General features: G+C 60.6%; 18 protein-coding genes and 1 other RNA gene. 12 read left to right on the top strand and 7 right to left on the bottom strand.

Annotation, left to right across the window (positions count from 1 at the left end; translation table 11 throughout):
* Window positions 1-132: 132 nt before the first annotated feature.
* Both AGR7B_RS09910 and AGR7B_RS09905 read left to right on the top strand, forming a co-directional pair.
* Complete coding sequence (locus tag AGR7B_RS09910) at window positions 133-1,545, top strand: FAD-binding oxidoreductase (protein ID WP_078051868.1); 1,413 nt, start codon at window positions 133-135, stop codon at window positions 1,543-1,545.
* Between the two features lie 91 nt (window positions 1,546-1,636).
* A complete protein-coding gene (locus AGR7B_RS09905; protein ID WP_078051869.1) occupies window positions 1,637-5,362 on the top strand; it encodes an AsmA family protein in 3,726 nt (1,241 codons plus the stop codon).
* Window positions 5,363-5,707: 345 nt separating this feature from the next.
* Here AGR7B_RS09905 and AGR7B_RS09900 read toward each other — a convergent pair whose 3' ends face one another.
* From AGR7B_RS09900 to ssrA, 4 genes are all read right to left on the bottom strand, one after another.
* A complete protein-coding gene (locus AGR7B_RS09900; protein WP_003522362.1) occupies window positions 5,708-5,917 on the bottom strand; it encodes a ribbon-helix-helix domain-containing protein in 210 nt (69 codons plus the stop codon).
* A 113-nt stretch (window positions 5,918-6,030) separates the two neighbouring features.
* Entirely contained in the window at window positions 6,031-6,234 is a 204-nt protein-coding gene (locus AGR7B_RS09895) for a DUF4169 family protein (RefSeq protein ID WP_003522363.1), read from the bottom strand.
* Window positions 6,235-6,278: 44 nt separating this feature from the next.
* Window positions 6,279-6,791 (bottom strand): SspB family protein, encoded by a 513-nt coding sequence (locus tag AGR7B_RS09890; protein ID WP_020812051.1) that lies wholly within the window; start codon window positions 6,789-6,791, stop codon window positions 6,279-6,281.
* Between the two features lie 229 nt (window positions 6,792-7,020).
* Window positions 7,021-7,395: a transfer-messenger RNA gene (ssrA, locus tag AGR7B_RS09885) on the bottom strand.
* Between the two features lie 142 nt (window positions 7,396-7,537).
* On the opposite strand from ssrA, the gene AGR7B_RS09880 reads away from it, so the two are divergent.
* The 7 genes from AGR7B_RS09880 to AGR7B_RS09850 all read left to right on the top strand — a co-directional run bounded on the left by AGR7B_RS09880 (window position 7,538) and on the right by AGR7B_RS09850 (window position 14,019).
* Window positions 7,538-7,846, top strand: coding sequence for a DUF2853 family protein (locus AGR7B_RS09880; protein WP_003522365.1), 309 nt, complete (start codon window positions 7,538-7,540; stop codon window positions 7,844-7,846).
* A gap of 90 nt (window positions 7,847-7,936) precedes the next feature.
* Entirely contained in the window at window positions 7,937-8,731 is a 795-nt protein-coding gene (locus tag AGR7B_RS09875) for a thymidylate synthase (RefSeq protein ID WP_080856556.1), read from the top strand.
* Complete coding sequence (locus AGR7B_RS09870) at window positions 8,728-9,255, top strand: dihydrofolate reductase (RefSeq protein ID WP_080856555.1); 528 nt, start codon at window positions 8,728-8,730, stop codon at window positions 9,253-9,255. The genes AGR7B_RS09875 and AGR7B_RS09870 overlap by 4 nt, the downstream gene beginning before the upstream one ends.
* A 143-nt stretch (window positions 9,256-9,398) precedes the next feature.
* Entirely contained in the window at window positions 9,399-10,517 is a 1,119-nt protein-coding gene (gene hflK / locus AGR7B_RS09865) for an FtsH protease activity modulator HflK (RefSeq protein WP_003522368.1), read from the top strand.
* 1 nt (window position 10,518) lies between these two features.
* Window positions 10,519-11,442: a protease modulator HflC gene (hflC, locus tag AGR7B_RS09860; protein ID WP_020812048.1), complete on the top strand. Its 924-nt coding sequence runs from the start codon at window positions 10,519-10,521 to the stop codon at window positions 11,440-11,442.
* A 192-nt stretch (window positions 11,443-11,634) separates the two neighbouring features.
* Window positions 11,635-13,179 carry a Do family serine endopeptidase gene (locus AGR7B_RS09855; protein ID WP_080856554.1) on the top strand — a complete coding sequence of 515 codons (1,545 nt, stop codon included), beginning with the start codon at window positions 11,635-11,637 and terminating at the stop codon, window positions 13,177-13,179.
* A gap of 90 nt (window positions 13,180-13,269) precedes the next feature.
* Entirely contained in the window at window positions 13,270-14,019 is a 750-nt protein-coding gene (locus AGR7B_RS09850; RefSeq protein WP_080856553.1) for an SDR family oxidoreductase, read from the top strand.
* 25 nt (window positions 14,020-14,044) lie between these two features.
* Here AGR7B_RS09850 and AGR7B_RS09845 read toward each other — a convergent pair whose 3' ends face one another.
* Complete coding sequence (locus tag AGR7B_RS09845) at window positions 14,045-14,608, bottom strand: GNAT family N-acetyltransferase (protein WP_065655842.1); 564 nt, start codon at window positions 14,606-14,608, stop codon at window positions 14,045-14,047.
* Window positions 14,605-15,495 carry a phosphoserine phosphatase SerB gene (serB, locus tag AGR7B_RS09840; RefSeq protein ID WP_080856552.1) on the bottom strand — a complete coding sequence of 297 codons (891 nt, stop codon included), beginning with the start codon at window positions 15,493-15,495 and terminating at the stop codon, window positions 14,605-14,607. The genes AGR7B_RS09845 and serB overlap by 4 nt, the downstream gene beginning before the upstream one ends.
* On the opposite strand from serB, the gene miaA reads away from it, so the two are divergent.
* On the top strand, window positions 15,494-16,390 hold the full coding sequence (gene miaA / locus AGR7B_RS09835; protein ID WP_080856551.1) for a tRNA (adenosine(37)-N6)-dimethylallyltransferase MiaA: 897 nt from the start codon (window positions 15,494-15,496) through the stop codon (window positions 16,388-16,390). The two genes, serB and miaA, sit on opposite strands and share 2 nt — an antisense overlap.
* Before the next feature lie 9 nt (window positions 16,391-16,399).
* On the opposite strand, the gene AGR7B_RS09830 is transcribed toward miaA, so the two are convergent.
* Window positions 16,400-18,406, bottom strand: a complete 2,007-nt coding sequence (locus AGR7B_RS09830; protein WP_080856550.1) for an ATP-binding protein — start codon at window positions 18,404-18,406, stop codon at window positions 16,400-16,402.
* A 382-nt stretch (window positions 18,407-18,788) separates the two neighbouring features.
* On the opposite strand from AGR7B_RS09830, the gene AGR7B_RS09825 reads away from it, so the two are divergent.
* On the top strand, window positions 18,789-20,582 hold the full coding sequence (locus AGR7B_RS09825) for an acetolactate synthase 3 large subunit (RefSeq protein ID WP_035239227.1): 1,794 nt from the start codon (window positions 18,789-18,791) through the stop codon (window positions 20,580-20,582).
* 19 nt (window positions 20,583-20,601) lie between these two features.
* Window positions 20,602-21,174: an acetolactate synthase small subunit gene (gene ilvN, locus AGR7B_RS09820; protein WP_003522378.1), complete on the top strand. Its 573-nt coding sequence runs from the start codon at window positions 20,602-20,604 to the stop codon at window positions 21,172-21,174.
* Window positions 21,175-21,275 lie beyond the last annotated feature (101 nt).

The raw sequence follows: 21,275 nt of genomic DNA, 5'->3' as shown, positions 1-21,275 counted from the left end.
AACGGTTGCCGCGAAACAGTGTTTGGCGCAATCGCGATGCTGGACAAAGCGTTAACCTTATCCCATACCACCTGACGGAATTTCGTAACGGATCGAATCCTTTACGGGCAGATGTTGCGGTGGAGACGGACGATGGCGCTGAAAGATGTGGTGGCGGGAAAGCGGAACGAAGAGGGCATCGCGTCGGCACTCGCGGTGCTGAAGGAACAGCTTGGCGACAGGCTCCAGACTGGACAGGCGTTTCGCGAACAGCACGGCCACAGCACCACCTATCTGACGCTGCAGGCGCCTGACGGCGTCGTTTTCGCCGAGAGTGCGGACGATGTGAAGGCCGTGGTAAAGGTCTGCGCGCAATACAAGGTGCCGGTCATTCCCTTCGGAACGGGGTCTTCGCTGGAAGGGCAGGTGAATGCTCCGAATGGCGGAATCTGCATCGATTTCAGCCGGATGAATCGCATCATTGAGGTGAATGCCGAAGATCTTGACGTGACGGTGGAGCCTGGCGTGACGCGCGAGGACCTCAATGTCTATCTGCGCGATACCGGCCTGTTCTTCCCCATCGATCCCGGCGCCAATGCCTCCATCGGCGGCATGGCCTCGACGCGGGCTTCAGGCACCAATGCCGTGCGCTACGGCACGATGAAGGACAATGTGCTGGCCGTCACGGCTGTCGTCGCCAATGGCGAGGAAATCCGCACCGCCCGCCGCGCCCGCAAATCATCTGCGGGTTACGATCTGACGCGGCTTTTCGTGGGTGCCGAGGGGACGCTGGGCGTCATCACTTCCGTTACGCTGCGGCTTCAGGGTATTCCGGAAAAGATCGCCGGCGGGGTCTGCACTTTCGACAGCATCAAGGCGGCCTGCGATGCCGTCATCATGACGATCCAGATGGGGGTTCCGGTCGCCCGCATCGAATTGCTGGACGAAGTGCAGGTGCGGGCCTGCAACGCCTATTCTGGTCTGAACTACGCCGAGAAACCGACACTCTTTGTGGAGTTCCACGGCACCGAGGAAACGGCGGCGCTGCAATCACAGCAGTTCGCCGAGATCGCCGCCGAATGCGGCGGCGTCGACTTCCGCTGGACGAGCGACGCTGCCGAGCGCAACAAGCTCTGGAAGGCGCGGCACGATGCCTACTGGGCTTCCCGCGCGCTCGCGCCGCATCTCGACGGGCTTTCCACCGATGTCTGCGTGCCGATTTCGCGGCTCGCGGATTGCGTGGTGGAAACGCAGCGGGATATTCAGGAAAACGGATTTCTGGCACCCATCGTGGGCCATGCGGGCGACGGGAACTTCCACGTCCTTATTCTGTTCGATGGCAAGGACGCGGAAAGTGTGGCGAAAACCGAAGCCTTCGTCGCCCGTCTCAACCGCCGCGCCATCGCCATGGACGGCACCTGCACCGGTGAACACGGCATCGGCCAGGGCAAGATGAGTTTCCTCGCCGAAGAGGCCGGCAATGCACTGGATCTCATGCGCGCCATCAAAACGTCGCTCGATCCCGATAACATCTTCAATCCGGGCAAGTTGTTCCGGCTTGTCTGATCATTCTCATATTTGATTGGTACAAAAGGCTGCTTGCCGTTAAGGCAGAAAAGAATAGGTTTGCAGCGTTCGCGAAGGGAGATGCAGGTCAGTGCTCGGACGTATTCTGGTTTTTCTGGGCGGACTGCTGGCCGTGGTGCTGTTTTCGGCACTGCTTATTCCCTATTTCGTCGACTGGACGGATTTCCGCCGCGATTTCGAGGATCAGGCAAGCCGTATTCTCGGCAAGAAGGTGGTGGTGCATGGCCGCGTCGAAGCCCGTATCTTGCCTTTTCCTTCGGTAACATTGCATGATGTGCGCGCCGGAACGGATGCGGATGGATCGCCGCTCATTCAGGTCGCGCGTTTTTCCATGGATGCCGAGCTTGCGCCTTTCCTCTCGGGCGAGGCGCGTATCTTCGACATGCGCATCGAGGAACCCAAGGCCAAGATAAGGCTGCTTAAGGACGGCACGCTGGACTGGATGCGTGGCAGCCGGGCGGAAATTCCCGCCCGCACCGTGGTTCTGGAAAGCGTACAGATCGAAGGCGGGCAGATCGAATTCATCGATGAGCAATCCGGCCGCAACCGTGTCGTGACCGGTCTCAATGCCGACATGTCCGCCAATTCGCTGGCCGGGCCATGGAAGGCGGAGGGACGCGCCGCCGTCGACGGACATCCGGGCTCCTTCTCGCTCTCCAGCAGCGAGCCGGATTATGCCGCCGGCCGCATGGGGCTGAGGATGCGGCTGGTGCCGGACGAACACCCGGTCGAGGTCGATCTCGATGGCGCAATTGCCGCAACGGCGGGAAAGCCGGCCTATAGCGGTTCTTTCTCCTTCAGTTTCCGCGAAGACGAAAAGCAGAAGCAGCAGGCCGGACAATCGCTGTTTTCCTCGCCCCGCACCCGCGGCAGCTTTGAACTCACCAATGAAAGCGTGCGCATACCGAGCTACCGAATGGAGCTCGGCGGCAGCGAAAATCCCTATGTCGTGACAGGGGAAGCGACGCTTGATACCGGCGCCAAGCCGGAATTCCTGCTGACGGCCGATGGCCAGCAGATCGATGTCGCTCGCTTTGCGCCGCCCGTCGTGCAGGCTGGCAAGACCTCGCGCCAGCCCACCGCCTCGGTGCGCCAGCGTATCGAGGCCTTTGCGGCCATGGTGGCCCGCATTCCGGTGCCGCCGGTGCCGGGCAAGGCCAGCATCAGCCTTCCGGCGCTCGTTTCCGATGATACGACCATTCGCGACATCAGGCTGGATGTGCGCCCTGAAGGCAGCGGCTGGCAGGTGGTGAATGCGGTTGCGACCCTGCCGGGCCGGACGCAGCTCGAAGCCAAGGGGTCGCTGACGCTTCTCGGCGGCCCTGCCTTCAACGGCAATCTGCTTCTCGCTTCCAATCAGCCCTCGGGTCTGGCGAACTGGCTTTCCGGTTCCGTCGATCCGGCGATCCGCCAGCTCAATGCCGCCGGTTTTTCCGCCGATGTCTCGCTGACGACGCTCAACCAGCGTTTCGACAATCTGGAGCTTGCAGTCGGCGATGCGTCGCTGAAGGGGGAGCTGGAGCGGCGCTCCGACGGCAAGACTTCCAATCTTTCCATCGATCTTGCCGGCAATGAAATCGATCTCGATGCGCTGAAGGCGCTCGGCAGTCTGGCGCTTGGCGATCAGGTCGGCAGTTCCGTGCTCGACCACCGCATTGCCGCGAAATTCAAGGCCGACCGGTTCAACATGGCCGGTGTGACCGCCAATCATGTCGAGACCGCCTTCACCATGGCGGGCGGCGTTCTCTCGCTGGAGAACATGACGGCCGGAGACATCGCCGGTGCGGAAGTCAGGGCAAGGGGTGAGCTGCAGGGTTCGCTGCTGAAATATGCGGGCAAGGGCACGGTGAACCTGCATGCGGCGGATATGCAGCCGTTCTTCACCATGCTGCAGCAGAAGTTGCCGAACCATCCATTCCTCAGCCGTCTGGCGGCGAGTGCGCCGTGGTACGCCAATTCCGACCTGGCAATGGACGTTTCCGTCAATAGCGAAAATGGCGGCGCCAATGTCGCCGTTTCCGGCACGGTCAATGGCAGCCGGCTGTCGGCCGTGGCCAAGATGCCGGATTTCCTGTCGATCACCGATGATACCGCCATGTCGCTGGAAGCGGTTCTGAAAAACCAGTCGACGGCCATCCTGTTCGGGCAGGCGGGGCTCGATCCGCTGCCCTTTGATGCGGATGGCGAGGGCCTTTTGTCCATCAAGCTCAACGGCACGCTCGGCTCGCCCGCCCAAACGGAACTGCGCTTCTCGACGGAGCGCACGCATTTTTCGATGAACGGTTCCTTTGCCGTTTCATCCGCCAATTTCGGTGAGGGCAGCGCCGACGTGGCGCTCGAAAGCGCCGACATCGAGCCCTATCTCATCATGAATGCCGTCGGTCTGCCGCAGCTTGGCGGCGGCATGGCGTTGAAGGCCAACGCGAAAGTGGCGGTGGATGGGCAGAAGATCGCGCTTTCCTCGATAGGCGGGCAGGCGGGCGGAAATCCGTTCTCGGGTAATCTGACCTTCCAGCGCGCCGCGCCCTATCCCGTCACCGGCGATCTTGCGGTCAGAACCGCCGATCTCGCCTGGCTGGGTGATGCGATCTATGGGCCGGTGATCGATCCGGAAACCGGGGCGCTCAACGCCAAGCCTCTGGCCATGGCCGCCTTCCCGCAGCTCAAGGCTTCGCTTGCCTTGAAAGCGGAGAGCTTCGAGGCCGGCACTTTCGGCACGGTCACGGGTGTTTCGGCCAAGGTCACGCATGATGCGGGCAGCCTCTCTCTCGACGAAGTTACCGGCACCTTCATGGGCGGCAAACTCACGGGACGGCTCGCCATGTCGACGGGCGAGGGGGCGGGCATTTTCCGCACCAAGATCGCGGTGACCGACGCCAATCCGGAGCCGATCCTGTGGGCGAATGCCAACGGGCCGGTTGCGGCAGGCCGGGTCGCCATCGACCTGACGGCCGAATCGACCGGCAAGAGCGTCGGTGAAATGCTGAAATCGGCAGGCGGCTCGGGTGAAATCCGGGTCGGTGGGCTGGTGCTGAAGGGGTTAAATCCCGGTACCCTGCCGCCGATCCTGCAGGCGGCCGATGGCTTGCAGCAGCCGATCGACGCGCCCAAGGTGCGGCCGCTGGTGGACCAGAGCCTGTGGCAGGGTGAAATCGGTCTAGGCGATGTGGCCTTGCCGTTCTCGCTGAATGGCGGCGCGCTTCATTTCAAGAATTTGCGTGCGGGGATCGATCCGGTAACGCTGACGGCCGATGCAACGGTTGATCTTGCGGCTTCGACGGTGAACGGCGATCTCGATCTCATGTTCAATCCCGGCACCGAAACGGTTGCGGGGGCCGAGCCTTCGGTGCGCCTGAATTATAACGGTCCGCTTGCCGCGCCGGCTTTGACGACCGACGTTTCGGCGCTCAGCAATTACCTGTCGCTCCGGGCTTTCGAAAAGGAACGCCGTCGAGTGGAGGCCATGCAGGCCAGCGTTCTCGAAAAGCAGCGCCTGCGCCGCGAAGTGGCGCTTTATCGCTCGCAGGCGGCCGAGCGGCAGGCCGAGAAGGAACGGGCGGAGGCGGAAGCCAAGGCCAAGGCCGAAGAAGAGGCGCGTTTGAAGGCGGCAGCCGAAGAACGTCTGCGTCAGGAAAAGGAACAGCAGGAGCGGTTGCAGCAGCAACAGCAACAGCAACAGCAGGAACAGGGGCAACAGCCGACGCCCGAGCGGCAATCCGCGCCGGTTCTGGTGGTGCCTCCGACGGAAAATGCCATCCGGCAACTGGCGCCGGAAAATGCTCCCGCGACGCCGTGAGCTTGCGGGCAGGGGAGGGCTGATCGGCCTTCATATTGCGAAAGTGGGAAACCTGTCCCGGAACGTTGCATCATCCTCGAGCATGAGTCTAGAATCTCACGGTAAACTCGTTCCCTGATGGCGGAAACCCGGGAACGCTTTGCGGTGGATGTGAGGGATGGCAAAGGTCTGGAAACAGTATTTGAAAGCAAGGCTACGCAATACGGGAAATGCCTTGCAGCGCAGACTAGGCCGCCAATGTTTAATGAATGCTTTCACGGCGTTACGAGTTTTTGGCAGTAATTTTTGTAGTCCGGGGGACAAATCCGGATAGAGGCATCCACCTTTACTGACGCCGGGAAAACCTCAGCGGGTTTTCAGCCAGTTCAGCACATAAACCCGCAGTGACGAGGACAGATTGCTGTCGGCGGAGCGGTTGTCGTCTATTTCGGCAAGCAGGGCCGCGAAACTGATCTTGCGTCTTTCCGCAATGGTTTTCAGCTCGTCCCAGAAGGCATCCTCGAGTGAAATGCTGGTGCGGTGGCCGTGCAACGTCGCGGAGTGCTTGCGGATCATCAGATCGGTCTCCGGTGAAACCGGTTGGAGGTCTGAATCATGTCTCCCCGGCAAGTCCCTGTTTTGCGATTCTTTTCCGATAGTCCCGAAATCCGCGGCGTCCGGCTGGCCCGTCAGTCTTTGCCGGTCCCGTCATCGTTTTTTTCGAGCCGCCCCTGATCGAGCGCCTTTTCGGCCTTTTCGTTCAGGGCCGAGGTAAGATTTTTTTCGGTCTTGGTGCGGCCGAAGGACAGGCGGTTCTGTTCCGCCTGCTTTTCTTTTTCGCTACGGGCTTTCTGTTTGCGAAACTGACGCAGATTGACGATATCGGCCGCCATGGGGATATGTCTCCTCGGGTTTCGTAAGCGCTGCGTAAAAGCCGTTATTGCTTCTTGCGGAAGGCATCCAGCGAAACGACCGAGCCTTCCTTCTTTTCCTCTCCGGATTTGGGCGTCTCGGAAGCGGCAGCGGGCTTGGCCTCATGGGAAACGGGATAAGCGGTGATCTCTGCGTCTTCGATTTCTTCCTCTTCGGCCAGAGGCACGTCGAATTCGAGCTCGAAATTGACGGAAGGATCGTAGAAACCGCGAATGGCGTTATAGGGGATCACCAGCTTTTCCGGCGTATCCGAGAAGGACAAGCCGATTTCGAAGCCGGTTTCGGTTACTTTCAGGTCCCAGAACTGATGCTGGATAACGATGGTCATCTGCTCGGCATATTTCGCCTTGAGGTGCTGGGAAATCCGCACGCCCGGCGCGCCGGTCAGGAAGGTGATGAAAAAGTGGTGGTCGCCGGGCAGACGACCGGTTGCGGCCACTTCACCCAAAACCTTACGAATAACGCCGCGAAGGGCATCCTGTGCGAGAATGTCGTAACGGATATGATCCTGCCCCATGCGGTCCTGTCTTTCCCTTATTCGAACGTCTTTTAATGCACGGCGCGGCTTGCGCGCCAAGGACGCTGTAACACTTTGAATCTTCGCGTAATCCTTGAGCCGGGATCATTTCCGATCCTGACGCTCACGCGTTGACCAAGTATACGCAATGTCCTGAACGGCAGCAACGGAAAAGCCGATGCCGATTGCGAGTCAGCTATCATATAACCAATTCAGGCAAAATGGAGAAGGTGGAGGTTTCTGTTGCCAGGTACCTCCGAACCCCGCCTCACGGGGCTAGCCGTGAGGACTTTAGAGCGGAATTCCCGCACCGCCATTAGGCAGCGAGAGCATATTCCTTAGCGTTGTTGTCGTTTGCAACTACACTTGTGACCCGATAACGGCGGTATCATGCCGAGCAAAAGTTCGATCTTTACGCCCTTGTCGATCCTATTTCGCCCCCATCAAAAGCCGGCCTTCGTTTCATGAAAGTCCGCCGGTTTTTGGTGGAGGCGCCGGGTACCGCCCCCGGGTCCAATAGGTTTATTACACCGACCGTTTATCGCCATAGCCGGGTTGCCCCGGCAAGGCTCATATAGGCGTTTCGACCGCCTGAGAAAAGGGGGGCGATGACAATTCCATGAAAAGGTTTCGTGATTGCGGCCCGCACTTTAGACAATTCTTGACGACGAGGGATTGCTGTCCCATTGTCCATGCAACCGGTCACCAGAAGCAACACCGGGCCGGGGACACACGAAGGAGTGGACATGACTGACTATCTCGCAGATGTGAAGAAATACGACGCAGCAGCCGACGAAGCGGTGGTCGGCAAGATCGTCAAACATCTCGGCATCGCCCTGCGCAACCGGGATTCCTCGCTGGTGTCCGCTTCCGATCCGGAAGAGCTTGCACGTGTGAAGGCGAGCTGGTGCGGCAAGAAGCTCGGTGTGACCGACGGCACGGCCGATCAGGCAATCGATGCCGTTGCCAAGGCCATGGCTGCGGACCGCTCCAAATCGCGCGTGACCTTTTATTATCTGGTCGCCAAGGAACTGGGCAAACTCCAGTCGCTTTGATTTAGCGGGGATAAGCCCGCATTAGATGATTGGTTCTGCCGCCCTGTGCTATTATATTGCCCTGATATCAGGGAATCGGCGGCAGAACGCATGAAACAATATCTCGATCTTCTCCGGCATGTGATGGAAACCGGCTCCGACCGCGGAGACCGCACCGGTACGGGCACGCGCTCGGTGTTCGGTTACCAGATGCGTTTCGACCTTTCCGAAGGTTTTCCGGTTCTCACCACCAAGAAGCTGCATCTGCGCTCCATCATTCATGAACTGCTGTGGTTCCTTAAGGGCGATACCAATATCGCCTATCTCAAGGAAAACGGCGTTTCCATCTGGGATGAGTGGGCCGACGAGAACGGCGATCTCGGCCCGGTCTATGGTGCGCAGTGGCGGTCCTGGCCCGCGCCGGACGGTCGCCATGTCGATCAGATCGCGCTTTTGATCGAGAGCCTGAAAACCAATCCGAATTCCCGCCGTCACATCGTTTCGGCCTGGAACCCGGCGCTGGTGGACGAGATGGCGCTGCCGCCATGCCATTGCCTGTTCCAGTTCTATGTTTCCGATGGAAAGCTGTCCTGCCAGCTCTATCAGCGCTCGGCCGACATTTTCCTCGGCGTGCCGTTCAACATCGCCTCCTATGCGCTTCTGACGCTGATGGTGGCGCAGGTCACCGGCCTGAAGCCGGGCGATTTCGTCCATACGCTCGGCGATGCGCATATCTATGCCAATCATTTCGAGCAGGCGAAGCTGCAGATGACCCGCACGCCCAAGGCCCTGCCGACGATGCGCCTCAACCCGGATGTGAAGGACCTTTTCGCCTTTAAGTTCGGAGACTTTACGCTGGAAAACTACGAGGCCGATTCAAGCATCAAGGCGCCGATCGCGGTATGAGCGAACCGCGCGTCACCATCATCGTTGCAGTGTCCGAAAACGGCGTCATCGGCCGCGACCTCGACATGCCGTGGAAACTCTCTACCGACCTCAAGCGCTTCAAGGCGATGACGATGGGCAAGCCGCTCATCATGGGTCGCAAGACGTTTTTATCCGTCGGCGAGCGTCCATTACCGGGCCGCCCGCATATCATCGTCAGCCGCAATGCCGATTACCGGCCGCAAGGTGTGGATGTCGTCTCCTCGCTGGAGGAGGCTTTGAAGCTTGCCGCAAGCAAGGCTGTGGAACTGGGTGTGGATGAGGTCTTCGTGGCCGGTGGTGGCGAGATTTACCGTCAGGCCATGCCCTTCGCCGATCAACTTTCCGTCACCCATGTCGCGGTAAAGCTCGATGGCGACACTTTTTTCCCGGAAATCGATCCTGCCGTTTTTGAGAAAATCGAGGAAATCCCTGCTCCCGCAGGGGAAAAGGACAATTATCCGGTTCTGTTTACCACTTATGTGCGAAGAGCCGCGTCAAAGTGAACTATTTACCCTGATTGGGTATTTAGTTACCACCTCTGCGTTGAAACGGACGCTTCTCCTTCCTATAACGGGTCGATATTCCCGCCGCACGCGAGCAATCGCTTTCGAACGGAACCGGGAGAGGCTTTTATAAAGAGGTATTGATGCCCTGGAGCAATCAGAATGGCGGCGGCGGCCCTTGGGGCGGCGGCGGTGGAGGAAACAACCAGGGCGGCGGTGGCGGCCCATGGGGGCAGGGGCCTAACCGGCCTCGCGGCGGTGGCGGCGGCAATGGCGGCCCGCCCGATCTGGAAGAGATCATCCGGCGCAGCCAGGACCGTTTCAAGAATGTGCTGCCCGGCGGCTTCAACGGCGGCGCAGTTGCCATCGTGGTTCTCGTCGTGCTGGTTTTCCTCGGCATCCAGTCCATCTATACCGTCCAGCCGGACGAGCGCGGCGTGGAACTGCGTTTCGGCCGCCCGAAGGACGAAATCTCGATGCCCGGTCTGCATTTCCATCTGTGGCCGATCGAGACGGTTGAAATCGTCAAGGTCACCGAGCAGCAGCAGAATATCGGCTCGCGCGCCTCATCGTCTTCGTCTAGCGGCGTGATGCTGACCGGCGACCAGAACATCGTCAACGTGCAGTTCTCGGTGCTCTATACGGTTTCCGATCCGAAATCCTATCTCTTCAACGTCGACAGCCCGGCCGAAACCCTGCAGCAGGTTTCCGAAAGCGCCATGCGCGAAGTCGTCGGCCGTCGTCCGGCACAGGACATTTTCCGCGATAACCGTCAGGCGATTGCGGCGGATGTGCGCACCATCATCCAGTCCACCATGGACGGTTATGGCGCCGGCATTTCCATCAATGCCGTGGCGATCGAAGATGCGGCGCCGCCGCGCGAAGTGGCCGATGCCTTCGATGAAGTGCAGCGTGCCGAACAGGACGAAGACCGCTTCGTTCAGGAAGCCAACCAGTACGCCAACCAGAAGCTCGGCGCCGCTCGCGGTCAGGCCGCGCAGATCCTCGAAGAAGCGAATGCGTACAAGTCGCGCGTCGTTAACGAGGCGCAGGGTGAGGCGCAGCGCTTCGTCTCCATCTATGACCAGTATCGCACCGCGCCGGACGTGACCCGCCAGCGCATGTTCCTGGAAACGATGGAGCAGGTCCTGAAGGGTTCCAACAAGATCATCATCGACGAAAAACAGGGCGTGGTGCCTTATCTGCCTCTGAACGAGATCATGCGCAACAATCCGGGCGCAGCACAGCAGGGAGGCAACTGATATGGGTAACCGTCTTTCTGCCATTCTCGTCGGCCTCGCCGTCGTGCTTTTCCTCGGTTACTCGTCGATCTTCGTCGTCAACGAGCGCCAGCAGGCCATCGTTGTCCGCTTCGGTGAAATCCAGGATGTGAAAACCGCGCCGGGCCTCTATTTCAAGCTGCCCTTCGCCTTCATGGATGCCGACCGGGTACAATATATCGAGAACCGGGCGCTGCGCTTCGATCACGACAATATTCGCGTTCAGGTTTCCGGCGGCAAGTTCTACGAGGTCGATGCCTTCGTGGTCTATCGCATCACGGATGCGCGCCGCTTCCGGCAGACGGTCTCAGGTGACCAGATGTCGGCGGAATCGCGTCTGCGTACCCGTCTCGACGCCTCGCTGCGCCGGGTCTACGGTCTGCGCGGCTTCGAATCGGCGCTTTCGGACGCACGTGCATCGATGATGCAGGAAGTGCGTGACGATCTGCGTCCCGATGCGGAATCGCTCGGTATCAGCATCGTCGATGTCCGCATCCGCCGTACCGACCTGACGCAGGAAGTCTCGCAGCAGACCTTCGAGCGCATGAAGTCGGAACGTCTGGCCGAGGCCGAACTGATCCGCGCCCGCGGTAACGAAGAGGCGCAGCGCCGCCGCGCCATCGCCGACCGTCAGGTCGTCGAGCTGGAATCCGACGCCCGCCGTCAGTCCGAAGTGCTGCGCGGTGAAGGCGATGCGGAGCGCAACAAGGTGTTCGGCGAGGCTTTCCAGCGCGATCCGAACTTCTTCGAGTTCTATCGCTCCATGTCCGCCTATGCCAATGCGCTGAACGGCAACGGCACGACGCTGGTTCTGTCCCCGGACTCGACCTTCTTCCGTTATTTCAACAATATCGACGGTGCGGCCCCTGCCGCTCCGGCTGCCCCTGCGCCAGCGCCGGCGAACTGATAGCGGAAAAAATGATTTTGGAGGGGCCGGTTTTACCGGCCCTTTCTTTTTGGTCCGTTTTCGTGCCAATGCTGTGGCTAAGGGCAAGGCGTCCCCCGCCTGTTCACGAAAAGGTATTTTTACACTTCATCATTCCGCCTTATGCTTTGCCGATATATGCAGGGCAAGACTATTTGAAACGCGAGGACGCTTATGGCCGTGACCCTTCTTTCGCCTTTTCGCAGCAGCATCGCCGCAGTCGCGGGCATCGCGCTTGTGGCAGGCAGCCTGACGGCACCGGTTGCTGCGAGAGCGCAGAGCCATGGGCCGGAATCGGTGGCAGATCTCGCCGAGCCGCTTCTCGATGCGGTCGTGAATATTTCCACGTCGCAGAACGTCAAGACCGAGGGCAAAGGGCCCGTTCCGCCAAAGCTGCCGGAAGGTTCACCGTTCCAGGAATTCTTCAAGGACTACTTCGACAGCCAGAAGCCCGAGGGTGGCGAAAAGGTGAGTTCGCTGGGCTCGGGTTTCGTCATCGATCCGGCCGGCTACGTTGTCACCAACAACCATGTCATCGAGGGTGCTGACGCTATCGAGGTGATTTTCCCGAACGGCTCGAAGCTCAAGGCGACGCTGGTCGGCACCGATACCAAGACCGACCTTTCGGTGTTGAAGGTGGAGCCGAAAACGCCGCTGAAGGCCGTCAAGTTCGGCGATTCGCGCAGCATGCGCATCGGCGACTGGGTGATGGCCATCGGCAACCCCTTCGGGCTTGGCGGCTCGCTGACGGTGGGTGTCATTTCCGCGCGCGGGCGTAACATCAATGCCGGTCCCTATGACAATTTCATCCAGACGGATGCGGCCATCAACAAGGGCAATTCCGGCGGTCCGCTCTTCAACATGAAGGGTGAGGTTATCGGCATCAATACGGCAATCATTTCCCCGAGCGGCGGTTCGATCGGCATCGGTTTCGCCGTGCCGACGGAGCTTGCCCAGAATATCGTCCAGCAGCTCATCGAGTTCGGCGAGACGCGCCGCGGCTGGCTTGGCGTTCGTGTCCAGCCGGTCACCGACGATGTGGCGGCAAGCCTCGGCATGGACAGCGCCAAGGGTGCGCTGATCTCCGGCGTCGCCAAGGGCGGACCGGTGGAGAACGGCCCGATCCAGGCCGGCGATGTCGTGCTGAAATTCGACGGCAAGGATATTCATGAGATGCGCGACCTCTTGCGGATCGTGGCGGAAAGCCCGGTCGGCAAGGAGGTCGATGTGGTGATCCTGCGTGACGGCAAGGAGGAAACCGTCAAGGTCAAGCTCGGGCAATTGCAGGATACGACCGACGAAAAGGCCTCGACCGAAGATCAGCAGAGTGAAGACGGCGATGGCGGTGTGGTTGCACCGGAAGATGATGGCGGCGCCGACGATCAGGCGCAGGACCAGACGCCGGAAGTGCGCGAGGCGCCGCAGAGCGTGCTCGGCATGAACCTCGTGGTGCTGAGCAACGAATTGCGCACCGAAAAGGGCATTGCCGAAAGCGTCGAAGGCGTGCTGGTGGCGAGCGTCGATCCGGGCTCGCCCGCCGAACAGAAGGGCATGAAGGCCGGCGATATCATCGTCGAGGTCGGGCAGGATTTCATGGAGGTTCCGGGTGACGTGCTGGTGCGCGTCAACGGCCTGAAATCCGAAGGCCGCAAGAATGCGCATATGATGGTGGCCGATGCGCAGGGCAATCTGCGCGTCGTGGCGCTGCCGCTGGAATAAGGCGCTTTCCGCCCGGTCAGGCAGGAATCGGGTGGTTGTGATCCCGGCTGCTCTCTAATTCTTGGTCTCCATCGAACGGAGGCCAAGGATATGAAATTACTCGAAAACAAGGTTGCCATCATCACCGGCGCGTCATCCGGCATCGGCCGGGCGACGGCGATGCTGTTTGCCGCCGAAGGTGCGGCCGTTGTCATCAATGCGCGCGGCGAAAAGGCCCTGCATGAGGTTGCCGCCGACATTCGTGAGGCCGGCGGTTGCGTCCACACGGTTGCCGGCGATGCCGGTATTGCCGAAACCCATGCCCGGTTGGCGGATGCGGCCATAAGCGTCTTCGGTGGCCTCGATATTGGCGTCAACAATGCCGGAGCGGTGGGAGCCATGAAACCGCTGGCGGAGATTTCGCCTGCGGAATGGGATCATGCGCTCAATGTCAATCTCACCTCCGCCTTTCTGGGCGCGCGTTACCAGATTCCGCCGATGTTGATGCGGGGTGGCGGTTCCATCGTCTTTACCTCAAGCTTTGTCGGCACCAGCGCCGGCATACCGGGCATGGCGGCTTATGGCGCGGCCAAGGCGGGGTTGATGGGGCTGGTGAAAGGCATCACCGCCGATTATGCGGTCAAAGGCATTCGCGCCAATGCGCTGCTGCCCGGCGGGGTCGATACAGCTGCTGCGGGAGACGACGCCCAGAAGGAATGGGCCGCCGGCCTGCATGCGATGAAACGTATCGCTGAGCCGCCGGAAATTGCGCGGGTAGCGCTTTTCCTCGCGAGCCCCATGGCGAGCTTCGTCGCCGGTGCCGCTCTGTTCGCCGATGGCGGCAATGCCGCGGTGAAATGACCTTGGGAACCGGCGGGCAGGTGTCTTATCGCGCCCGCCATTCTTCCAGCGTCAGCGCATAGGTGACGTGCGGCCGCAGATGCGGATGTGTGTCTTCCGGCACGCGCGGATGGTCGAAGTCGCGCGAAGGATCGCGCTTCAGGCCGATGCGCTCCATCACCGCCGTCGAACGGTGGTTGTCGTGGACGGCGAAGGAGACGATTTCCGGCGTTTCCTTTTCATCGAAGGCCATGACGAGCAGCGACTGCGCCGCTTCCGTGACATAGCCGTGGCCCCAGAAGCGGGTGGCGAGCCGCCAGCCGATCTCCATGGTGCCGACCGGGAAGGGGGGATCGAGGTTCATGACCGGGGAGATACCGCAGAAGCCCATGACTTCGCAGGTTTCACGCAGCTCCATGGCATAAAAGCCATAGCCGCTGCCGCGGATCATGCCGTTGATGGTTTCCAGCACGGCGTCCGCTTCCGCATGGCTGCGGCGGAAGGGGAAAAACTCCATGACCTTTTCGTCGGCGTTGATTTCGCGGAACAGGTCACGGTCGCTCTCCTTCCACTCGCGCAGAATGAGTCGTGGCGTCTCTCGGATGATCATGGAGTGACAAAATCCGTCTTGCGATAGCCCTGGATGTAAAGAAGCGCGGTCAGGTCGCCATGGTCGATGCGCATCTGCGCCTCGGCGGCCACTGCCGGCTTGGCGTGCAGGGCAACGCCGGCGCCGGCCAGATGCAGCATGCCGAGATCGTTGGCGCCATCGCCGACCGCCATCGCCTCTTCCGGCGAGATGCCGAGCTTTGCGGCAATATCGTTCAGCGCATCCACCTTGGCCTGTTTGCCGAGGATGGGTTCGGCCACGGTGCCGTCAAGCTCACCATCGGCTTCGCCGAGCAGATTGGCGCGGTTCTCGTCAAAACCCAGCATGGCGGCGACGCGGCCGGTGAAGACGGTGAAGCCGCCGGAAACGAGGGCGGTATAATAGCCCTTGGCCTTCATGGTGGCGATCAGCTCCCTGCCGCCGGGGGTAAGCGTGATGCGCTTTTCGATGACATCGTCGATAACCGAGACAGGCAGGCCCTTCAGCAGCGCCACACGTTCCCGCAGTGCGGGTTCGAAGGCGATCTCGCCATTCATGGCGCGGGCGGTAATAGCGGAAACTTTTTCCTTCAGCCCGACTTCGGCGGCCAGCTCGTCAATGCATTCCTGGCCGATCATGGTCGAATCCATATCGGCGATCAGCAGTTTCTTGCGGCGCTGATCCTGTTCCTGGATAACGATATCGACTGGCTGGCCGGCAAGCGTGGCTGTAATCGCACTGCGAGCCTGCTCGGCTGCGGTGCCGGAGGGCAGGGCGATATCGCAGGCGATGCCATCGGCCAGCCAATAAAGGCCCGATGCGTTGGCGGCCTTTGCGGCCGCCTCGCCGAGGGCCGGTGTCAGAACAGGATTTGACGGATTGGCGATAAGCGTGGCAACGAGAGCCATGATGAAAAACCTTGATGAGAATTTTGATGCGATCCTGATAACCGGCCCGACGGCAAGCGGCAAGTCCGCGCTTGCGCTTCGTCTGGCGCGGGAGCGGGACGGCGTCGTCATCAATGCCGACAGCATGCAGGTTTACGACACGCTGCGGGTGCTGACCGCGCGGCCGTCCGAAGACGAGATGGAGGGCGTGCCGCATCTTCTCTATGGCCATGTGCCGGCGAGCAGCCTCTATTCAACGGGCGAATGGCTGCGGGAGATTTCTGCCCTGCTTGCGGATTTGCGCGGGCAGGGGCGTTTGCCCGTCGTCGTCGGCGGTACGGGGCTTTATTTCAAGGCGCTGACGGGTGGGCTTTCCGATATGCCCGCCATTCCCGATGACATCCGCGATGGGCTGCGCGCCCGGCTGATCGGGGAGGGGGCGGCTGCGCTCCATGCCGAACTCGCACGGCACGATTCGGCCATGGCGGATATGCTGCAGCCGGGAGACGGCCAGCGTATCGTCCGGGCGCTGGAGGTGCTCAAGGCGACCGGAAAGTCGATCCGGGATTTTCAGCGCGCCAGCGGCCCGATGATCGTCGATCCCGAGCGGGCGCAAAAATTCGTCGTCCTGCCGGAAAGGCCGGTGCTGCATGACCGCATCAACCGGCGTTTCGAGATGATGATGGATAGCGGGGCAGTGGAGGAGGTGCAGGCGCTTCTCGCGCTCAACCTCGCATCCGATGCCACCGCAATGAAGGCGATCGGCGTTGCCCAGATTGCCGATATGCTGGCCGGGCGCATCGGCGAGGCGGAGGTGATCGAAAAATCGGCGGCCGCGACACGTCAATATGCCAAACGGCAGATGACCTGGTTTCGCAACCAGATGGGGGACGACTGGACACGTATCCAGCCGTGAGAGCGCCCATCAGTCTTTCCGGTAGAGACTGCCGAGCGGTTTCTTCAGCAGGCTTTCGCGGAGCGAAGGACGTGCATCGGGCGGTGGGCCATTCTGTGCCTGCATCTGGAAACTCGCCTTGCGCAATTCGTTGACGGCGCCGGAGGCCGCATCGGGTGCCGCCGGATTTGGCGATGCGGAGAGTGTGCGGCCGGGCAGCATGTCCGGGCGGTACGGCTCGTATCCCTCCGGTGCGGCCGTTCCCAGTTCCCGCTTCCAGCGGTCGATATCGTCTGTCTCCCGTGGTGCGGCTGCCGGCTCCGGCAGATCGGAAAAGGCTGCTTCGACGCTTTGCTGGAAGCCGGTGATGACAGGCTTGGCCGTGGCGCGCATGCGGGTGACGATGTTGTTCAGATCGACCGTGTCCGGGGTTTCATGGTTCGTATGGCTGATGGTGCCGCTTGCTTTCGGCAATTTGGCCGTGGCCACGCGGTCGAAACGCATGCGCATCGGTACACTGACGGCCTCGCCGAAGGCGATGGCCTCGCCATTGCCGATGGAAGACAGAAAGCTGGTGGTCGAGGTCGATGCGTTCGGTACGGCGGAGAGAATGATCTTCTGGTCGATCTCGTTCGACAGCCGCATGGCGAAAACGGTCGAGCATTGCGACAGAATGGTCTGGTCCAGCTCGCTTGGCCGCTGGCTGATGACGCCGAGCGAAATGCCGTATTTACGGCCTTCCTTGGCGATCTGGGCAATGGATTGCCGGGTGGGGAAAAAGCCGCGCTCGGGGTCGGCGGGCACATAACGGTGCGCTTCCTCGCAGACGACAAGCATATGCAGCGAGCCGCGCGCCAGCACCGCCAGTTCGAAGGACATGCGGCAGAGGACGGAGACCACCGAATTCACCACTTCGGAGGGGATGCCGGAGAGCTGGAACACCGAAATCGGTTTGCCTTCCCCGGGAATGCGGAAAATATGCGCGACCGTCTCCAGAATGGTGTCGCTGATCGTATTGCTGGAGAACATGAAATTATAGCGCGTGTCGTTGATGGCCGAGAGGATGCGGCCTTTCAGCGAGCGCAGCGCGGGTTTTTCGCCACGCCCTTCCAGCCGGCCGATACGCTCGTCGATCAAGGCGAGAAGATCGGCCATGCGATAGGGCACCGGCGTATCCGGCGTGATCGCGCTCTTGTCGGAGGTGCGGCGCACGGCGGAACCCTCGGTGCCGCGAAATGCCTTTTTCGCTTCCGGAACGAGGTCGCGAAGGACATCCATTTCTTCAGGTACGGGTTTGCGGCCGCGGAAAATCACTTCCGCAAATTCCTCAAGGCGCATCAGCCAGAAGGGAAGATCCAGCGTATCGGTGTCGATGACGACCGAATGATCGGGAAAGGCGGCCGCGAATTCATTGTGCGGATCGAGAATGAGGACGCGCAGCTTCGGGTCGGTCTCGATCGCCTTGTTCAGAAGCAGCGAGACGGCGGTGGTCTTGCCCACACCCGTCGAGCCGACGACGGCGAAATGTTTGGCGAGCATCTGGGGAATGCTGATGGTGGCGTTGATCGTGTCGTCCTGGGTCAGCCTGCCGATCGTGCAGGCGTCGCGCTTGCCGCTGTCGTAAATCTTGGCAAGATCGCTGGTGCGGATGCGATGCGCCACTGCACCGAGATAGGGGTAACGGGAGATGCCGGTGGAAAAGCGCTCGCTGCCGTCCTCGGTGCGATAGACTTCGCCAACCAGTTCAACCTCTATCAGCAGCCTGTTCGGCCTGTCCGCCGCCCAGTAGTCCTCGCCGGTTCGCATGGAAAAAACCAGCGCCGCCACACGGCTCGTACCCATTTCGATGGAGATCAGGCGTCCGACGGACCAGAGCTGCGAGACATCGGTGGTGCCGGGTTCCGTTTCGGCGGCGATGGTGGCATGCGCACCGTTACAGGCGATGACGCGGCCCAGCATGCGGTTCGCCGGCTGCTGGCCGGATCGCCGTTCGTTTTCGTCCATGCGGGACGCATTATGAAACGTGTCGTTACTCACATTTTTTCCCGGTACATGCGGATGATCGCGGTGGTTCGGGCAGTATCTGCGTTCTCGATATTAAAAGATTATGCTTAACAACATGTGTATCGGCTGCGTTCGAAAATTTCGCGCAAGCAGCCTTTCAGGTAATAAAAGAAGGCGACGGCGATTTTTTCCTGCAATATGCGTTGACGGCTGGGGCTTTTGTGGCTAACACTCCGGCCCATGAAAAATCTTAACGTACTTATCGTGGTGGGACGGCGCATGGGCAGGATGGTGTAACCATCCGGCGAAAGCACCCATGCGCTGAACGAGGCTCCTCTAGGGGCCTTTTTTTATGTCTTCAAACAGGCCCTCGGGCTCCTCGATATCCAAAGCCAAAGCGGGATGGAAACAGGCAATGACGGATAAGGACAATACGGAAAACAGCAATCGCATGACAGGTGCGGAGATCGTTCTGCAGGCGCTGAAGGACAATGGCGTCGAGCACATCTTCGGTTATCCGGGCGGTGCCGTGCTTCCGATCTATGACGAGATTTTCCAGCAGGAAGACATCCAGCATATCCTCGTGCGCCACGAGCAGGGCGCAGGCCATGCCGCCGAAGGTTATGCCCGTTCCACCGGCAAGGTCGGCGTCATGCTCGTCACCTCCGGCCCCGGCGCCACCAATGCGGTCACGCCGCTGCAGGATGCGCTGATGGATTCCATTCCGCTCGTCTGCCTGTCCGGCCAGGTTCCCACCACGCTCATCGGTTCCGACGCGTTCCAGGAATGCGATACCGTCGGCATCACGCGCCCCTGCACCAAGCACAACTGGCTGGTCAAGGACGTCAACGAGCTGGCGGGCATCATCCATGAAGCCTTCCGCATCGCGCAGACGGGTCGTCCCGGTCCTGTCGTCGTCGATATTCCGAAGGACATCCAGTTCGCCACCGGCACCTATACGCCGCCCTCCGCCGCCACCCAGCACGAGAGCTACAAGCCGAAGGTTCAGGGCGATCTGAACGCCATTCATGCCGCCATCGACCTGATGTCGAAGGCGAAGAAGCCGGTTTTCTATACCGGCGGCGGCGTCATCAATTCCGGTCCGGAGGCAACCCGGCTGCTGCGCGAACTGGTGGAGCTGACCGGCTTCCCGATCACCTCGACGCTCATGGGTCTCGGCGCCTATCCGGCTTCCGGCAAGAACTGGCTCGGCATGCTGGGCATGCACGGTTCCTATGAAGCCAATATGACGATGCATGATTGCGACGTTCTGGTCTGCGTCGGCGCGCGTTTCGACGACCGAATTACCGGCCGCATCAATGCGTTTTCGCCGAATTCGAAGAAGATCCATATCGATATCGACCCGTCCTCGATCAACAAGACGGTTCGCGTCGACGTGCCGATCATCGGCGATGTCAGCCATGTTCTGGAAGATATGGTTCGCCTGTGGCGCGCTCTGCCGAAGAAGGTTGAGAAGGCTCAGACGGCCGACTGGTGGGCGCAGATCGAGCGCTGGCGCGCCCGCAATTCCTTCGCCTATAAGAACTCCAACGATGTCATCATGCCGCAATATGCCTTGCAGCGGCTTTATGAGGCCTCGAAGGGCCGCGACACCTATATCACCACCGAAGTCGGCCAGCATCAGATGTGGGCGGCGCAGTTCTTCGGTTTCGAGGAGCCGAACCACTGGATGACCTCGGGCGGTCTCGGCACCATGGGTTACGGCCTGCCGGCGGCCATCGGCGTTCAGGTCGCGCATCCGGACGCGCTGGTCATCGATATTGCCGGTGACGCCTCGATCCAGATGTGCATTCAGGAAATGTCCTGCGCCATCCAGTACGGTCTGCCGGTGAAGATCTTCATCCTCAACAACCAGTATATGGGCATGGTGCGCCAATGGCAGCAGCTGCTGCACGGCAACCGCCTGTCCAACTCCTATACGGAAGCCATGCCCGATTTCGTCAAGCTGGCGGAAGCCTATGGCGCGGTCGGCATGTATTGCGACGATCCAAAGGAACTGGACGACAAGATTGCAGAAATGATCGCGGTCAAGAAGCCGGTCATCTTCGATTGCCGCGTCGCCAATCTTGCCAATTGCTTCCCGATGATCCCGTCTGGTAAAGCCCATAACGAGATGCTGTTGCCGGATGAGGCGACGGATGAAGCGGTTGCCAACGCCATTGACGCCAAGGGCCGTCAGCTAGTCTGAGCCGGGAGAGGAAAAGGACATGAACGCACACCTACAACCCACCGGCTCGGCCTATTTCATCCAGAAGGAAACGGCCGCCGTTGAAAACCACACGCTGTCGGTTCTCGTCAGCAACGAGCCGGGCGTTCTCGCCCGGGTCATCGGCCTGTTCTCCGGCCGCGGCTACAACATCGAGAGCCTGACGGTTTCGGAAACGGAACATGAGGCGCATCTGTCGCGCATCACCATCGTCACGCGCGGCACGCCCATCGTGCTGGAGCAGATCAAGGCCCAGCTTGAGCGCATCGTGCCGGTGCACCGGGTTCTCGATCTCACCGTTCGCGCCCGCGAACTCGGGCAGGAGCGGCCTATCGAGCGCGAAGTGGCGCTCATCAAGGTCGCCGGTTCCGGCGAGGACCGTGCCGAGACGCTGCGCCTTGCCGATGCGTTTCAGGCCAAGGTGGTGGATGCGACGGTGGAGCATTTCATCTTCGAGATCACCGGCAAGTCGTCGAAGATCGACCAGTTCGTGGCGATCATCAAGCCGCTCGGCCTGATCGAGATTTGCCGCACCGGTATCGCGGCGATGAATCGCGGCCCGCAGGGGATGTAACCTCCATATCCGGAGCCGTTGCCTTCGATACAGCCTGCGGTTCGCTGTGGGTTAGACCTGGAAAGGTTTTGAAAGCTCTCTTTCGTCATGCTCGGGCTTGT

It is taken from the genome of Agrobacterium deltaense RV3 (assembly GCF_900013505.1).
GTDB lineage: Bacteria > Pseudomonadota > Alphaproteobacteria > Rhizobiales > Rhizobiaceae > Agrobacterium > Agrobacterium leguminum.
This window is presented reverse-complemented; position numbering and strand designations above follow the sequence as displayed.

Bases quoted from the DNA above. Each gene is read 5' to 3' on its own strand.
- AGR7B_RS09895 (WP_003522363.1), bottom strand. From the start codon at position 6,234: ATGGCGGCCGATATCGTCAATCTGCGTCAGTTTCGCAAACAGAAAGCC.
- hflK (WP_003522368.1), top strand. From the start codon at position 9,399: ATGCCCTGGAGCAATCAGAATGGCGGCGGCGGCCCTTGGGGCGGCGGC.
- AGR7B_RS09900 (WP_003522362.1), bottom strand. From the start codon at position 5,917: ATGATCCGCAAGCACTCCGCGACGTTGCACGGCCACCGCACCAGCATT.
- AGR7B_RS09825 (WP_035239227.1), top strand. From the start codon at position 18,789: ATGACGGATAAGGACAATACGGAAAACAGCAATCGCATGACAGGTGCG.
- miaA (WP_080856551.1), top strand. From the start codon at position 15,494: ATGATGAAAAACCTTGATGAGAATTTTGATGCGATCCTGATAACCGGC.
- AGR7B_RS09850 (WP_080856553.1), top strand. From the start codon at position 13,270: ATGAAATTACTCGAAAACAAGGTTGCCATCATCACCGGCGCGTCATCC.
- AGR7B_RS09875 (WP_080856556.1), top strand. From the start codon at position 7,937: ATGAAACAATATCTCGATCTTCTCCGGCATGTGATGGAAACCGGCTCC.
- AGR7B_RS09880 (WP_003522365.1), top strand. From the start codon at position 7,538: ATGACTGACTATCTCGCAGATGTGAAGAAATACGACGCAGCAGCCGAC.
- hflC (WP_020812048.1), top strand. From the start codon at position 10,519: ATGGGTAACCGTCTTTCTGCCATTCTCGTCGGCCTCGCCGTCGTGCTT.
- AGR7B_RS09855 (WP_080856554.1), top strand. From the start codon at position 11,635: ATGGCCGTGACCCTTCTTTCGCCTTTTCGCAGCAGCATCGCCGCAGTC.
- AGR7B_RS09910 (WP_078051868.1), top strand. From the start codon at position 133: ATGGCGCTGAAAGATGTGGTGGCGGGAAAGCGGAACGAAGAGGGCATC.
- AGR7B_RS09890 (WP_020812051.1), bottom strand. From the start codon at position 6,791: ATGGGGCAGGATCATATCCGTTACGACATTCTCGCACAGGATGCCCTT.
- AGR7B_RS09845 (WP_065655842.1), bottom strand. From the start codon at position 14,608: ATGATCATCCGAGAGACGCCACGACTCATTCTGCGCGAGTGGAAGGAG.
- AGR7B_RS09870 (WP_080856555.1), top strand. From the start codon at position 8,728: ATGAGCGAACCGCGCGTCACCATCATCGTTGCAGTGTCCGAAAACGGC.
- ilvN (WP_003522378.1), top strand. From the start codon at position 20,602: ATGAACGCACACCTACAACCCACCGGCTCGGCCTATTTCATCCAGAAG.
- serB (WP_080856552.1), bottom strand. From the start codon at position 15,495: ATGGCTCTCGTTGCCACGCTTATCGCCAATCCGTCAAATCCTGTTCTG.